The sequence below is a fragment of the Roseovarius halotolerans genome (genome assembly GCF_900172255.1).
In the GTDB taxonomy this organism is placed as follows: Bacteria; Pseudomonadota; Alphaproteobacteria; order Rhodobacterales; family Rhodobacteraceae; genus Roseovarius; species Roseovarius halotolerans.
In genome coordinates this window covers 362,281-376,712 of record NZ_FWFU01000002.1, presented here as the reverse complement: position 1 = coordinate 376,712, position 14,432 = coordinate 362,281, and the positions used below count along the sequence as shown (strand labels likewise).

At 61.8% G+C, this 14,432-nt stretch carries 18 protein-coding genes; 7 read left to right on the top strand and 11 right to left on the bottom strand.

What is annotated here, in order from left to right:
* Nucleotides 1-12: 12 nt before the first annotated feature.
* Both ROH8110_RS08870 and ROH8110_RS18670 read left to right on the top strand, forming a co-directional pair.
* Nucleotides 13-732, top strand: a complete 720-nt coding sequence (locus tag ROH8110_RS08870; protein ID WP_085817397.1) for an isochorismatase family protein — start codon at nucleotides 13-15, stop codon at nucleotides 730-732.
* 314 nt (nucleotides 733-1,046) lie between these two features.
* Nucleotides 1,047-1,454: a hypothetical protein gene (locus tag ROH8110_RS18670; protein ID WP_176236588.1), complete on the top strand. Its 408-nt coding sequence runs from the start codon at nucleotides 1,047-1,049 to the stop codon at nucleotides 1,452-1,454.
* Here the strand turns inward: ROH8110_RS18670 and ROH8110_RS08865 are convergent.
* Together ROH8110_RS08865 and ROH8110_RS08860 are read right to left on the bottom strand one after the other, a co-directional pair.
* Entirely contained in the window at nucleotides 1,392-2,069 is a 678-nt protein-coding gene (locus ROH8110_RS08865) for a DUF4386 domain-containing protein (RefSeq protein WP_085817396.1), read from the bottom strand. The genes ROH8110_RS18670 and ROH8110_RS08865 overlap by 63 nt on opposite strands.
* A gap of 36 nt (nucleotides 2,070-2,105) precedes the next feature.
* Nucleotides 2,106-2,480 (bottom strand): EamA family transporter, encoded by a 375-nt coding sequence (locus tag ROH8110_RS08860; protein ID WP_085817395.1) that lies wholly within the window; start codon nucleotides 2,478-2,480, stop codon nucleotides 2,106-2,108.
* A gap of 709 nt (nucleotides 2,481-3,189) precedes the next feature.
* Here ROH8110_RS08860 and ROH8110_RS08855 point away from each other — a divergent pair.
* A complete protein-coding gene (locus tag ROH8110_RS08855) occupies nucleotides 3,190-3,795 on the top strand; it encodes a hypothetical protein (protein ID WP_139837395.1) in 606 nt (201 codons plus the stop codon).
* 543 nt (nucleotides 3,796-4,338) lie between these two features.
* Here ROH8110_RS08855 and ROH8110_RS08850 read toward each other — a convergent pair.
* The 6 genes from ROH8110_RS08850 to ROH8110_RS08825 all read right to left on the bottom strand — a co-directional run bounded on the left by ROH8110_RS08850 (nucleotide 4,339) and on the right by ROH8110_RS08825 (nucleotide 7,917).
* Nucleotides 4,339-4,848, bottom strand: a complete 510-nt coding sequence (locus tag ROH8110_RS08850) for a YHS domain-containing (seleno)protein (RefSeq protein WP_245962810.1) — start codon at nucleotides 4,846-4,848, stop codon at nucleotides 4,339-4,341.
* A gap of 48 nt (nucleotides 4,849-4,896) precedes the next feature.
* Nucleotides 4,897-5,754 carry a cysteine hydrolase family protein gene (locus tag ROH8110_RS08845; RefSeq protein ID WP_085817821.1) on the bottom strand — a complete coding sequence of 286 codons (858 nt, stop codon included), beginning with the start codon at nucleotides 5,752-5,754 and terminating at the stop codon, nucleotides 4,897-4,899.
* Nucleotides 5,755-5,944: 190 nt separating this feature from the next.
* Nucleotides 5,945-6,139, bottom strand: coding sequence for a hypothetical protein (locus ROH8110_RS08840; protein ID WP_085817393.1), 195 nt, complete (start codon nucleotides 6,137-6,139; stop codon nucleotides 5,945-5,947).
* 61 nt (nucleotides 6,140-6,200) lie between these two features.
* Nucleotides 6,201-6,809: a pyridoxamine 5'-phosphate oxidase family protein gene (locus ROH8110_RS08835; protein WP_085817392.1), complete on the bottom strand. Its 609-nt coding sequence runs from the start codon at nucleotides 6,807-6,809 to the stop codon at nucleotides 6,201-6,203.
* Between the two features lie 10 nt (nucleotides 6,810-6,819).
* Complete coding sequence (locus tag ROH8110_RS08830) at nucleotides 6,820-7,284, bottom strand: nuclear transport factor 2 family protein (protein WP_085817391.1); 465 nt, start codon at nucleotides 7,282-7,284, stop codon at nucleotides 6,820-6,822.
* Nucleotides 7,285-7,368: 84 nt separating this feature from the next.
* Nucleotides 7,369-7,917, bottom strand: coding sequence for a carboxymuconolactone decarboxylase family protein (locus ROH8110_RS08825; RefSeq protein ID WP_085817390.1), 549 nt, complete (start codon nucleotides 7,915-7,917; stop codon nucleotides 7,369-7,371).
* 157 nt (nucleotides 7,918-8,074) lie between these two features.
* On the opposite strand from ROH8110_RS08825, the gene ROH8110_RS08820 reads away from it, so the two are divergent.
* The 4 genes from ROH8110_RS08820 to ROH8110_RS08805 all read left to right on the top strand — a co-directional run bounded on the left by ROH8110_RS08820 (nucleotide 8,075) and on the right by ROH8110_RS08805 (nucleotide 12,005).
* Nucleotides 8,075-8,671: a TetR/AcrR family transcriptional regulator gene (locus tag ROH8110_RS08820; RefSeq protein ID WP_254903770.1), complete on the top strand. Its 597-nt coding sequence runs from the start codon at nucleotides 8,075-8,077 to the stop codon at nucleotides 8,669-8,671.
* Between the two features lie 257 nt (nucleotides 8,672-8,928).
* Nucleotides 8,929-9,933, top strand: a complete 1,005-nt coding sequence (locus ROH8110_RS08815) for an AraC family transcriptional regulator (RefSeq protein ID WP_085817820.1) — start codon at nucleotides 8,929-8,931, stop codon at nucleotides 9,931-9,933.
* Nucleotides 9,934-10,041: 108 nt separating this feature from the next.
* Nucleotides 10,042-10,869, top strand: a complete 828-nt coding sequence (locus tag ROH8110_RS08810) for an NAD(P)H-binding protein (RefSeq protein WP_085817388.1) — start codon at nucleotides 10,042-10,044, stop codon at nucleotides 10,867-10,869.
* Between the two features lie 446 nt (nucleotides 10,870-11,315).
* Complete coding sequence (locus ROH8110_RS08805; protein WP_085817387.1) at nucleotides 11,316-12,005, top strand: ABC transporter ATP-binding protein; 690 nt, start codon at nucleotides 11,316-11,318, stop codon at nucleotides 12,003-12,005.
* A 94-nt stretch (nucleotides 12,006-12,099) separates the two neighbouring features.
* Here ROH8110_RS08805 and ROH8110_RS08800 read toward each other — a convergent pair whose 3' ends face one another.
* The 3 genes from ROH8110_RS08800 to ROH8110_RS08790 are packed head-to-tail and all read right to left on the bottom strand — an operon-like array spanning nucleotide 12,100 to nucleotide 14,431.
* Nucleotides 12,100-13,068, bottom strand: coding sequence for a HesA/MoeB/ThiF family protein (locus ROH8110_RS08800; protein WP_085817386.1), 969 nt, complete (start codon nucleotides 13,066-13,068; stop codon nucleotides 12,100-12,102).
* Nucleotides 13,065-13,661 (bottom strand): thiamine phosphate synthase, encoded by a 597-nt coding sequence (locus tag ROH8110_RS08795; RefSeq protein ID WP_085817385.1) that lies wholly within the window; start codon nucleotides 13,659-13,661, stop codon nucleotides 13,065-13,067. The genes ROH8110_RS08800 and ROH8110_RS08795 overlap by 4 nt, the downstream gene beginning before the upstream one ends.
* Nucleotides 13,658-14,431 (bottom strand): thiazole synthase, encoded by a 774-nt coding sequence (locus ROH8110_RS08790; protein WP_085817384.1) that lies wholly within the window; start codon nucleotides 14,429-14,431, stop codon nucleotides 13,658-13,660. Before ROH8110_RS08790 ends, ROH8110_RS08795 begins: the two co-directional genes overlap by 4 nt.
* Nucleotide 14,432: the final 1 nt, after the last annotated feature.

Here is a 14,432-nt window from a genome sequence, read left to right as displayed (position 1 = left end):
GAAGAGAGACACATGACCGAGCGCATCTGGGACAAGTTCCTGACCGAGAAAGACAAGCGGATCTTCCAACTGGCGGGTTACGGCAAGCGCGGCGGCTTTGGCACGCGCCCGGCCCTGTTCATCATTGATGTTCAGTATAACTTCACCGGCGACGAACCCGGAGAACCGCAGGAAGAGGGCGTTCTCAAGTATCGCACCCATTGCGGCGAGGCTGGCTGGAAAGCCGTGCCCCATATCGAGCGTCTTCTCAAGATCGCCCGCGCAAAGAACCTGCCGGTCTTCTACACGGTCTCCGAACGCCGCGCTGACATGATCGACAGCGGCGTTCAGGTGGGCAAGAGCCACCGTGGCACCGAGAAGACCTCGACCGAGGGCTCCCACGCGACCCAGACGGTCGCACCATTGGCCCCTCAGCCCCAGGACATCCTGATCGGCAAACGCAAACCCTCGGCCTTCTTCGGCACGATCTTCATGAGCCACCTCAATTTCCTCGATGTGGACACGCTGATCATGACCGGTTGCACGACCTCGGGCTGCCTGCGCGCAACGACGGTCGATGCCTACTCGTTCAACTTCAAGGTCGTAATCCCCGAAGAAACCGCCTTCGACCGCTTCGAGGCAAGCCACGCCGTCAACCTCTTCGACCTGAACTGCAAATATGCCGATGTGATCCCGACTGATGAGGTGGCGGAATATCTCGAGGGCCTGCCCGTCCGCGACACCGCAACCTGATCCGGCGCACCCATCGCCTCGCGCAGCTTGACCCGGCCCTCCGCGAGGCGGGGACGTTCCTGCAACCCGAAGCGGTTTTTCACGCCCGTCCCTTGTTGATATACACGTTTCGACGCGACCCTGCCCGTTCCCAACCGGGGTGTTCCAACAGTTCTTGGCCAGAGGAAAACCGAGCCCAGTGACACCCGGTGAGACCGCATGACAGAACAAGGCCCGCCTCCTCGGCGGGCTTTGATTTTTCAAGCATATTCAAAAGATTACTGCGAACCTCCAGCGTTTGAACGCCTTCTTCAGCGATCCAGCTGACCACCAAGATGTCGATCAAACGGTGCAACTCGTCGGGTGCCCGGCGCGAAGCGATCGGCGCCGGTCGCAAAGCGCCAAGTGGCATCGAGCGGGCGCGCAAGGCTTTCCGTAGAGCCTTTGAGCGGCTTTACCGCCGAGCGCGCAAGAATGCCGAGGAGCAGGTCGCGTCAGCGGTCAAAGACATCAATAAAGCTGATCAAACGATTGCGGAGATAGCCAGCCAGCTTCCGCGAAGTCTGAGGCAGCGAATTGCTGAGAAGCGGCGTGAGTTGAGCGCGCGGACGGTGAAGCCTCTTTCGGTCATTTGTCTGTCTCCGCGTTGCTGTGATTTGAAGGGAAAGAAACGTGTTATGTCACGTCGTCCCCCTTTGCAGAAGCAGGCGCAGACAGAACGCCGTCTCGGCGAGGATCGTTAGCCCGTAGGCAGGCAGGAAGACTGGCAGGAAATCGGGTGCGAAGAATCGCAGGCCGCTGCCGATGAGATACACCACCCCGGCAAGCGCGAGCCCCGCCCCGAACGCCTTGGCAAAGAGACCCGAGCGCCATATGAGCACGCCCATGATTAAGCTGTTCACTCCAAAGAAGACCAGTCCGAGATCGTAGCCGTGTGCGTGCAGGTCAAGGAACACCAGCGCGAGCGCCGGAGCATCGGTCAGCGCGTCGGCGGACGTCAGAACCAACCAAGCCGCCAGCAGAGCCATGAGGCTCGTGGCGATCAGCACGGTCTGGATCAGTCGGAACACCATTGCCGACAACGCAAGGCCCGGCGCGACGGTGCGAAAGATCAGGTACAGCAGGATCGCAATACCCGCATCGCTGAGCGCCATCACGAGGTCTGTTGCGATGGCGGCGCGGAATTGGGACGGTGCCGCGAGGATCGCGGTGGCGGTCGCGTCGGCATCGCTGAAGTCGACCAGCGGACCGCGAAGGCCAAGCTCCGCCCCGAGACCCGTGACAATGACGACCAGGTAGAGAAGTCCGGCAAATCGGGCCTTCCGCGCGAGGCTGTCGGTGCGTGCAAGGGTGGGCATAAGGCTTTTACCTTTCCGAAAGAGTGATCAGACATACTATGCGCAGCTTTTGAGCGGGCTCATAGTGGCGACACCGACTGATGGGCGGTTCGCTCGCTGCCCGGCCCAGACAGAACCGAGAATGATTGCAGCGCCAAGGCCCTGTACGACCGTGAGTGATTGGCCCAGCACCGGCCAGCCAAGCAACACAGCTGTCACGGGGCTCATCATGCCGAGTATCGAGACCGCGCCGGCCTCGATCCGGGCAATGCCCCGGAACCAGAGCGCGTAAGTGGCCGCCGCGCCGATGAGCCCAAGCCAGATCAGCCAGGCCATGTTCGTGGCCGTAAGCGGTGGCAGAGCGGGTTCCATGATTAGCGCCAGCGGCAAGGCTGCGCCTCGCCAAGCTCCGCGCCAATGAGCCGTAATCATTGAAACACTGACCCCGAGAGATCGGACTGCACGTAATGGCCCGCACGGGCTTCAGGCGCCAAACCCTACATTTGCTGCGCACTGCGTGAAGGTCGGCTTGGGACCTGAAGGCGGAAGGCCTCTCCAAAGCCACCGGCTGGCAGGCATATAGGGTGCGCGCGCGGTCTCATACACCAACCGGCGCTGCACTACCGACATACCTGAGTGGTGGATCGCGTTTCCCCACGTCGGCAGGGTAGGGGCGGACTGGCGCGCCGCAAGCCAAGTTGTCTTCGACAATGCCTGGTTTGCTTGTTCAGAAGCGTGCGAGTCAGCCACGACCGTCGCAAGTCATCCCTCGGATGCTTCCGCTCGTTCTCCTTCGGCGCTGCCTTCACTGGCGGCGAACCGATCAAATGTTTCAGTTGACTTGGAAGCTGCTGATTTGCACTGAGTATGTTTATTTATGCACAACATGAGGGATAATTGTAAGTATTTAATAATAAAAGATTTTACCAAATATACTCGTTCTAATTTCCTCAGCATGATACAGTTTTCGTGAATTAATCAAACGTCTGTGCGTTTGCGTGATCCGATGTTCAATTCCTCTGTGAAGACATTTCCCCAGAGGCGTTTCCGTCCCATTTTGAATGTCAGACGAGCGGGGTAGTCCCGCCGCCGAACTTCTCAAACGGGTCCGCGTGGACCACACGTAAATGGAGACATTACAATGCCTACAGCAAAACTCTTTGCCTTGATTGCCGCAACTGCAATTCCCGCCCTTGCCTCGGCCCAGACGGTTTCGTCCGATGCGGCAACACAAGCTGCGCTGCTCAAATCAGCAACCGCGTCGGTGACGGAATTCGACCAATTCGCCGGTGGCGAGCTCAACCCTGATGACCGCACGGGCGTCATCTACAACGGTGAACTCAATCCTGGCGACCGCGAGGGTGTGATCTACAATCAGGGCGCCCAGTCATTCGATATCGCCGGTGGCGAGCTCAACCCTGATGATCGCACGGGCGTCATCTACAACGGCGAGCTCAATCCTGGCGACCGCGAGGGCGTGATCTACAATCAGGGCGTCCAGTCATTCGATATCGCCGGTGGCGAGCTCAACCCTGATGACCGCACGGGCGTCATCTACAACGGTGAACTCAATCCTGGCGACCGCGCGGGCGTGATCTACAATCAGGGCGCCCAGTCATTCGATATCGCCGGTGGCGAGCTCAACCCTGATGACCGCACAGGCGTCATCTACAACGGCGAGCTCAATCCGGGTGACCGCGAAGGCGTGATCTACAGTGTCAGCCATGTTGCGGCCGATATCGCCTAAACGTTCAGTCAATGCCCTATGAACGTGGCGCCTTAGGGCGCCGCGTCTTCCTTTGCTATACATTTGGTGACGGCAAGAAACATCCGGTCACATTCAACACGGTCCGTCTATCCCCTTTTGTAGACTTTCGCCTGCCCAGTCCCCGATCATACCTTTGTCACGTTGGAATGCACACATTCGCCTGCTTCCGTCGTCGGGCTCGCTCTTGCCGCTCCGTATTGATCGGATGATTGCACCCCGTGTCCTGTCGACCAGTTCAGGAACGGGCTGAAACTGTCGACCTGGTCGTCATGGCGGGCGCGCTGAGTTTAAGCGGATGTCCTTGTCGTCATGTGGCTTGCTGGGACGACATCAGTGGTAACCGCTTTTCTGGAATACCTGCAGCAGGGGCTTGCCGCTGTGGGCCGCTCGCGACGATCCGATAGTCGGGCGGAGAGAGGTCATTCGCCGCGCTCACCGCGAACACACGCTATCCATCATCTGCGGCACGGCGGGCGACTCGAGCATATGCCCGAGCCGCCTCGATTTTCGCGCGAATCTAAATCAAAGATCGCTCACAGGGGTATGCACGATCCCCGGCCACTTGGCGTTCGCGCCTGCGATAACCGCCTGCGGGTCTTCGCGGTATTTCTCCAGGATCGCGGCGTTCACGAAAAGGTAGAGCTTTCCCTCGACGATATCGGCATAGCGGACATCGCCATCGAGTTTCTTGTCGACAAAGACGCCGTAGGCACAAAAGCCACCGAATTGGGGCAGATAGGCTGCCGGGTTTGCTTCGAACGCCTGCTTCGCCTTTGCCGTGGCGAAGTAGTAGTCGATCCCGTCATGCGTCATGGCATGCGTGGCGTCCCCGACGACCGGCCCCTGGTCACCGAACATCGACACCGGGTCGACCCCGTGGAGGCCCAACGGGTGTCCGGAAAGCGTGTAGCCGTTGACGACGTTATATTCGTCGGCGGCATTGGCAAAGGTGGCGAGGGTCAGGGTGGCGGCAGAGGCCATGGTCAGGATGGTGGTCCATTTGGCGATGCCCTTGATGATTTGGGAAGTCATGGGAAGTCTCCTTCAGGTTTGGATGAAAGGTTGGATTCTGGAACAAGATCAGCTTGCGGCGGCGATGCGTTTCACGGCGTCGTCCGTCCACCAGACTGCGTTGGCGACCATGCGGAAATTGATGATGGCGGCGAGGTATCCATCGCCCTCGGGCACCTTGGCACCCGCCGTTGCATCACGCACCACGGCCACTTCGTAACCAAGCTCCAGCAACTCGTAGAGATGCGCCTGCGTGCAGAGGTTTGCGGACATACCAGCCAGGATCACCTTGTCGATCCCGCGCTTGCGCATCTGAAGGTTCAGATCGTTCTGCGCGGGGCTGTAGACCTTGTGCGGAGAGCAGACGATGGTTTCGCCATCCTCGATGTATTTCTTGTATTGCGGCATCCAGTCGGCGCCTGAGCCTTCGAAATTGCCGAGGTTCAGCGGCCCGAGGCGGTCGAACATGCCGATAGAGTGCATGGTCTTTTCCAGCGTTCCCTCGAACTGCCATTGATGGTCGTGCGGGTAGTAGTAGTGCGGCGAGATGAAGACCGGCATGCCGGCCGCCTTGGCTGCGGCGAACAGACGCTCGATATTGTCCACCGTGCCTTGCTCTGTCACGCTTTCGCCGACGACGCCCCAAGTGACACCATCCTCGGACAGAAAGTCGATCTGCGGGTCGGTGACGACGAGCGCGGTGCGGCCGGGCTCGATTTCCATGTCGACCTGCGGCAGGCCAGGTGTCTCGGGATCGGCGTAATAGGCGCGGGCCTCATCGGTGGCCGCCGTGGCGGCACTGCCGGTCAGCGCCGCGGCCCCGGCCGCAGCTGCGCCGGCAGCCCCCGCAAGAACCCGGCGGCGTGCCAGATCGACATACTCGGGCGTGATTCCGCAGCCGCAGTCGTGGTTGTGGTTTTGTGTCATGGTCAGTCTCCTGTTCAGGGGTGAGGACAGCGCGGCGTCGTTGCCGCGATGCCAGGTTGGCGGGATCACACCGGCCGCATCAGAAGACAGCCGTCACCTGTTCGCGGTCGTGGGTCACGTCGCGAGCGAGAGGGAGCGATATCCGCTTTCCTTCGGGGTCGGCACCGTCAGCGGGGTGCCGGAAACCGGGTCAGTCCGCCAGTACTTCGGTCAATGCGAGAGCGCAGGCGGCCGTTTTCATTGGTGCGTGGTGGTCGGGTGCGGCCTTGGATGCCATCTGTGTCTGGGCGCGATCGGTGTCCGGCATGGCCGATGGTATCGCGATGTTGCCGGCGGTAATCGCCACGGCCAAGGCCAAGATGAGAAGCGAGTTTCTGTCTTTCATTTCAATGATCCACTTCCTGGCTTGAAATTCGGGCGTGCGCCCTTGGGTTTGATCCTTGCGGTCAGCTCGGGGAAATCCCGGCCTTGGTCAGTTGTCCTTCCAGCGCCTCGATGCGCGCCTTCAAGCGGAGAATCTCACCACCATGTTCCGCATCTGTACGGCGCACCGGAATGTGCTGAGGGCAGTTCCAGTCATAGGCTGCGACACGAATGATGATCGCGCGCTCTGCCGGCGGCGCACCGGGCGTGGAGAGCAGGCCCATCACACCGGCGTTCTCGGAGATCTCGGCCGTGCCCCACAGCTTGAGGCGCTTGCGCGCCGGGTAGTCGATCGCGATAATCGCGACGCGGGGATTGGTGCGCAGGTTGCCGGTGCTGATATACTGCCGATTGCCGCGGTAATCGGCGTAGGCGACGGTTTGCGGGTCGATCACCCTGAAAAAGCCGGGCGCGCCGCCGCGGAACTGCACGTAGGGCCAGCCGGTTTCCGAGGCGGTAGCCTGAAACACACCGTCGCGTGCCTCGAGAAAGGTGACCTCGCGTTCGGTTAGGTGGCGCCCGCCGTCGCGTTCGGGCGAGAGGGCGCTCTCGTAAAGCGTGGCGGAGCCAAGGCGTTCCTGTTCGGCACGTACGGTCGGGGTGAAGGCGATATCGGCAACTCCGAGAGGCATGACTCCACTCCTACAGGCCAAGGGCCGACAGGCCGGGGTGATTGTCCGGGCGATGACCGAGCGGCCAGTGAAAGAGACGCTCCTGCTCGCTGATCGGCAGGTCGTTGATCGATGCGATGCGCTGCCGCATCAGGCCATTTTCGGCAAATTCCCAGTTCTCGTTGCCATAGGCGCGGAACCACGAGCCGCTGTCGTCGCGGTATTCATAGGCGAACCGCACGGCGATCCGGTTGCCGTGGCAGGCCCACAAATCCTTGATGAGCCGGTAGTCCAACTCTCGCGCCCATTTGCGGGTGAGAAACTCTATGATCCTTTCGCGCCCCCGGAAGATCTCGGCACGGTTGCGCCATTGGCAGTCGGGAGTATAGGCCAGCGCGACCTTCTCCGGGTTGCGGCTGTTCCAGCCATCCTCGGCCATGCGGACCTTCGTGATGGCGGTGTTTTCGTCGAAGGGCGGAAGAGGGGGGCGTGTCATCGAATATCTCCGGTTCGAAGGAATGCTGACGCCCCGGCAGGGACAGGGAGCGATCCAGGGGAAGGATGCCGGGGCGCCTCCGGGTCAGGCCACCTTGGCGCTGACGGCCGGAAAATCGATCGGCGTGTCGAGTGCCGAATTCAGGTAGTTGGTCAGCGTATTGAGCGCGACATGGGCGACGATCTCGACGATCTCTGCCTCGGAGTATCCAGCCGCTTTCACGGCCGAGACATCGGCGTCGGATACGCGTCCGCGATCGTTTACGAGTGCGACCGCAAAGCGGAGGGCGGCCTGGGCCTTCTCGTCCTGAGACTGACCGGCGCGGTTCGCCGCGATCTCCGCCTCGTCGAGCTTGGCCACATGCGTGCCGAGATACGTATGGGCGGCCAGGCAATAGTCGCAGCCATTGATCTGTGCCACGGCCAGCGCGATGCGTTCTCGGGTGCGGGCATCAAGGCTACCCTTGGCGAGCGCGCCGTTGAGGCCGAGATATCCTTCGAGCGCGGCGGCGCTGTTCGCGGTGATACGGAACAGGTTCGGCACGCTGCCCAGCAATTTCTTCACATCTTCAAGAAGCGGTTGTGCAGCGGCCGGAGCCGTTTCGATCGAGGCGGGAAGTGCAATTCTGGTCATGGGTTTGTCTCACTATGGTTGGTCGAATGGACAAAATATATACAGACCAGTCTGTATAGTATCAAGCCCGATAATCGTCGAGCTGAACAGATTGCAACCGCGTGACCACTTGAATTATTGAGATTGTTGCGCCAGATATATACAGAACTGTCTGGATATGTTGGGAAATATGCCAAAGTCTCGTCGCGACGATCTTGTAGAAACCGCACTGAAACTTTTTTACGCGGGCGGCTTCAAAGCCACCGGTATCGACAAGATTCTGGAAGAATCCGGCGTCGCAAAGATGACGCTCTACAATCACTTCCGCTCCAAGGACGAACTGATTCTCGCGGTGTTGCACCGGCGTGACGAACAGTTCCGCAACTGGATGATGGGCGAGATGGACAAGGTTTCAGCCGACCCGCGGGCGCGTCTGCTTGCGATGTTCGACGCGCTCGAGACCTGGTTTGAGGGGAGGGCGTTCAAGGGCCTGGGCTTTCACGGCTGCGCGTTCATCAACGCTGCCGGAGAATTCGGCGACCATGCGCATCCTGCGCACCGCGCCGCGGCCGAACACAAGCGCAGTATCCTGAAATATCTCGAACGCCTCTGCTCCGAGGCCGGCGCGCCCGATCCGGCAAAACTCGCCGAGCAATTGGCCCTGCTCAAGGAGGGGGCCATCGCCACCGCCCATGTGCGCTGCATGCCCGCCGCCGCGCAGATAGCCAAGGAAATGGCTGCCCGGATGATCGATGCGGCGCTCGCCGAGGCATAGTTGCCTGCCAGGATATCCTCCGAAACTCGTCAGGCCGCGAATTTCGGCAATGGCATTCCGAAAGCAACGCATCGGTTTGTGGTCCTGTGTCCGCCCCGGGGCGGTCGCTGTCCTTGCACCGAAACGGAGCGCAGCAGACCATTGCTACAGGTGCAGTTTGGAATCGGGTTCTCGCAATAATTGGAACTCCGGTCCGTATTGCGTCCGGATACAGCACGAGGTTGGTCGCTTCCCGCGCGTGTCGTAGGATGCGGATCATGGGGTATGTGACATCTCTCTTCGCGCGCAAGGTGGTCGCCGCGGCTGGCGACGGCATCGACGCGGCCGAGATGCTGTCCTTGGTAGGCATTGATGTTGATCGTCCTTGGAATCCCAAGCAGATGATCCCGGCCGAGCGCTACTATGACATGCTTGAAAGGATCGCCGATCAGATAGACGTGACCGACCTTCCGGTGCGGACGGGCGCCTCCATGCGGCTCGACGAGTACGGCGCACTTGGGCTGGCCTTCAAGGCTGCAAAGACGCTTGGCGCGTCCTTTGCGCGGGTCGAGCGCTACGCACGCCTGTGGACAAGCGTCGCCGAATACGAGCTACGGCCGGCGACCGGAGGCACGCTCTTCATCCTTCACCGGGCGGGCGAACGACGCCTCGGAATGCGGCTGTCGAACGAGGCCACACTGGCCAGCGCCGTGTCCATCGCAAGGCAGGTCTGCCCGGTGCCGGTCGCACCGGTGGAAGTGTTGGTCCGGCATCGCGCCCCGCGCTCAATCGCTGCTCACGAGGAGTGGTTCGGCTGTCCGGTGCGCTTCGGCGCCGAACTCGACGCGATCCACTATGCCGACGAGACGCTGGCACGGCCCAACATCATCGGGGATGAGGGAATCTCCAGGTATCTCACGGCGCATTTGGACACGGAATTGTCCGAGATCACGCGCGAGCCCGCGCTTGTCACGCAGGCAAAAGCATCCATCGCTCAGGCCCTGAACGAGGGGTCGCCGAAGATGGCCGACATCGCCCGTGGCCTCGGACTCAGTGCGCGGTCCTTCCACAGACGTCTCTCCGAGCACGGCATGAACTTTCAGGCACTGACCGAGCAAACTCGCCGCGACCTCGCCGAGGGCCTCTTGCAAGACGAGAGCCGCTCATTGGCTGAAATCGCGTTTCTGACCGGTTTCTCTGAGCAGAGCGCCTTTACCCGTGCGTTCAAGCGCTGGGTCGGCGTGACACCCGCGACATACCGCAAGGAAATGGCCCACCGTTGACAGGCGCGTTGGCCGCGTCGGTCAAAAGGCTGGCATCGCCGGTCAATACTGATCAGCATCTGCGCGCCTATCCCTTGGCTGTCGAAACCGAAGCCAAGGAGATACCCGATGCAAGATCAACCAATCCTCGTCATCGGCGCAACCGGCAAGACCGGCCGCCGCGTCGCCAGCCGCCTCGAAGCGCGTGGCCTTCCCGTGCGCCGCGGCTCGCGCAGTTCCGCAACGCCCTTCGACTGGGACGCGCCCGAGACCTGGGCGCCGGCCCTGCGCGGGGCCCGTGCGGCCTATGTCACCTACTTCCCCGACCTCGCATTCCCCGGGGCGGTGGAGAAGCTCGAGTCACTGTGCGAGACAGCCCGCGACGTGGACGTCGAGCACCTCGTGCTGCTCTCTGGCCGCGGCGAGCACCATGCGCGGCTGGGCGAAGATGTGGTCCGCAGTTCCGGCCTCGACTTCACCATCGTCAGGGCCGCGTGGTTCGCTCAGAACTTCTCGGAAGGATACCTGCGTGATCCGGTCCTGGCTGGTGTCCTGCCGATGCCTGGTGACGATGTCGCCGAACCGATCATCGATATCGATGACATTGCCGACGTAGCCGTCGCGGCGCTGATCGAAGACGGGCACAAGGGTGAGCTATACGAGGTGACCGGCCCACGTTTGATGTCATTCGCAGACATGGCAGCCGAGCTGTCCCAGGCTACCGGACACGAGATCCGGCATATCCCGATCAGCTTCGAGGATTTCCACGGCAATGTCGCCGAGGCTGGCGGCACCTTCGTCGCCGACGTCTTCACCGCCATCGCGCGCGAAACCCTGGATGGGCGCAACGCGCACACCACGGGCGGCGTTATGCGGGCGCTTGGCCGTGGCCCTCGCGACTTTGCAGACTTCGCCCGCGCCGCCGCCAGAAGCGGGGCATGGACAAGCGCCGCCTGACACCCCCCCATGAAAGGAGGATGACAAGAGACCCACCATCTTCGAGAAGATCGCGCTCGGTCTCGCCCTGGACCCACCGCGTTCACCTTCGGCGCGCCTGTGGAGCCAAAGACCCGGGCCATCGCAATGCTTGCCCACCGGCAGGGATTTGAGGTGTGCGACTGTAAATGCATTGATCTTGTCATGAAAATACCCTCTGTTTTATACACGTTATGACGTGACACTGCCCGGTTCATTCCGGGGCACCGCGACACCTCAAATCCCTGTGTTTAAAGGAAAATTAATGCCCGTGAGACCCGGTGAGAACGTATGAAACAGCAAGGATTCCCCTCCGGCGGGCGTATCTGGAGCATGATGAAGGGGGTTTGCGCTTCATCTTGCCGGAAATACTCCGGGGGAGTCGCCGCTTGCGGCGACGGGGGCAGCGCCCCCCGGCGGTGCCTGCCATGAGCTTGCTGGAACTCGACCGTGTCACTGCCTTTTACGGCGCGACCCAGGCGCTTTTTGGCGTGTCGCTTGATCTCGCCGAGGGCGAGGTGATGGCTCTGATGGGGCGCAACGGCATGGGCAAAACTACCACCATCAAGGCGATCTGCCGGATGCTGCCGCTGCGCTCGGGCACGATCCGCTTCGGCGGCGCCGATATCACTGCGCTGCCATCTTATCGCGCGGCGCGGATGGGGCTGGGGCTGGTGCCTGAGGGGCGGCGCTGTTTCGCCAATCTGAGCGTGCATGAGAACCTGATCGCCGCCGCGCGCCCCGGCCATTGGGATGTCGCGCGCGTCACCGGACTTTTCCCGCGCCTCGCCGAGCGCCGCGACCAGGGCGCCGCCACGCTGTCAGGGGGCGAACAGCAGATGCTTGCGATCGGGCGCGCCCTGATGACCAATCCGCGGCTGCTCATTCTCGACGAGGCCACCGAGGGGCTGGCCCCGATCGTGCGTCAGGAGATCTGGTCGGCGATCGCCCGACTCAAATCCGAGACCGGGCTCGCGATCCTTCTCGTCGACAAATCGCTGGCCGAACTGCGCGACGTCGCCGACCGCGCCGTGATCCTGCAACGCGGCGAGTCGGTCTGGTCGGGTGCGTTCAGCGCGCTGGATGACGCCGTGACGACCCGGCTGATCGGGGTCTGATCCGGCCGATATTGCCGGTTTGTACAAACCTTCCGGCGAAGCCGCCGATTTGTGTACAGAACCGGCGTACAAAACGGACGAATTGTACGAAATTTCAGTCCCCAGCAGCCAGCAGGACGATCTCACCGTCCCAGACCTGTCTGAGCCGCTCTGCCGCCTGCCATGACCGCAGCCCCGACCGGCAGCACATCACCGCCCGCTGGCCGGGCGCGGGGCGCGGTCCGGCTGGTGTTCCGAATGCCTCGACTGGCAGGCGAACGGCGCTCTCGCGGATCAGGTCCGCCTCGTCGTGATCGCGAAGATCAACAATGAAATCATGATCTTGCAAGGCGCTTGGTGATATGAATGCCGGCTGCCATTCGGGTTCGGGCGCGTTGTCGAACCGGAACCCGCCAAAGCGCATCCCCCCCGCATCGCAGCTTACCAGCCGCCCCAGCGGGCTTGGCTGCAACCCGGTCAGAACCGCCAGCGCCATCTGTGCCTGAAGGCTCCCCAGAAGCCCCACCACCGGTCCAAGCACACCATCTTCGGCGCAACTCCCCATTCTTTGCGGCAAGTCCGGGAAAATCGCCCGCAAACTTGGCGCGCCACCGCAAAAGCCGCCTGCATATCCGGCCATTTGCGTGACAGATGCACTGATCAGAGGCAGGTCGCGGGTCATGCAGTGATCCGACAGGATATAGCTCACCGCGAAACTGTCCGCGCAATCGAGCACAAGGTTAACGCCATCGCAGAATCCGGGCGCCGTTTCGGGGTCGAGCGCCGCCTCATCCGGTTCGATCCGGCACGCAGGATTGAGCCGATGCATCGCCGCTGCGGCGGCCGCGACCTTGGGTCGGCCTAGGTCGTCTGCCCGGAAAATCGTTTGTCTGTGGAGGTTTGTCTCGTCCACGCAATCGGGGTCCACAAGCCGGATAAATCCGATGCCGGCGCCCGCAAGATACTGCAGGACCGGTGCGGCCAGTCCGCCCGCGCCCACCACCAGCACTCGCGCGGCCTCTAAACTTTCCTGCCCCTGCGCGCCGAACCCGGGGACCGCGATCTGGCGTGCATAACGGCTCATCGCGTCGCCCCGATCCAGGCTTTCACCCGCGCTTCGGGGTCGTCGCTCCAGGTGATGTCGGTCACCGCCGAGACGATATCCGCCCCAGCGTCAAGCGCGCCCTGCGCCCGCTCGACCGTCATGCCGCCAATCGCGACCAGTGGCGTTTGGCCGATCAACCCCTTCCATTCGCTCAGTTTTTCCAATCCCTGTTGATGCCATTTCATCTTCTTGAGCTTGGTTGGATAGACCGGGCCAAGGGCCACGTAATCGGGCGTATGGCGCATCGCGCGTTCCAGCTCGTCGCGGTCATGGGTGCTGATCCCGAGCCGTATTCCGGCACGGCGAATCGCCGGGATATCGGCATCGTCCAGATCCTCCTGGCCGAGATGAATCCAATCACACCCCGCATCGATCGCGACCTGCCAGTAATCGTTCAGGATCAATATGGTATCGTGTTTCTGGCAGAGCACCCGCGCCTCTGTGACCGCATGCCGCAGCTCCGGTTCGGGCATGTCCTTGATGCGCAACTGCACCAGTTTCACACCCAGAGGCAACATCCGCTCCAGCCAGTCGATGCTATCGAAAATCGGATAGAAGCGGTCCAGTTTCATGTAAGAAAAGCCTTTCCGATCAATGGGGTGGACGGTGCAGCCATGTCGCGCGGCTCCATCGGGTCGGCCTCGAAAGCCAGCCGCCCTGCCTTGACGCCAAGGGCAAACCCCTCGGCCATCGCCGCCGGGTCGCCCGCCTTGGCCACGGCAGTGTTCAAGAGCACGGCATCGAACCCCATTTCCATCGCCATCGCGGCCTGGCTCGGCAGCCCAAGCCCGGCATCCACCACCATCGGGATATCTGGAAACTGGGCCCTAAGTGTGCGTAACCCATAGATATTCGTCAGGCCCAACCCGGTCCCGATGGGCGCACCCCAAGGCATCAGAACCTTGCACCCTGCCTCAAGCAGGCGCTCGCCCAGAACCACGTCCTCGGTCGTATAGGGAAACACCTCGAACCCGTCATCGGTCAGAATTCGGGCGGCCTCGACGAGTCCGAACGGGTCGGGTTGCAGGGTGTCCGCATGACCGATGACTTCCAGCTTTATCCATTTGGTATCAAAGAGTTCGCGCGCCATATGCGCGGTCGTCACAGCCTCACGCACCGAATGGCACCCGGCGGTATTGGGCAGCACCTTGACGCCCAGCTGGCGCACCAGGTCCCAGAACGCGCCCCCGGCGCGCTCCCCCCCCGCCTCTCGCCTGACCGATACGGTTGCAATCCCGGCGCCCGAGCGGCGAAACGCCTGTTCGAGGATCGCAGGCGACGGGTACTGCGCCGTACCCAGCATCAGCCGCGATGCGACCTCTGTGCCGTAGAATTCTGCCATG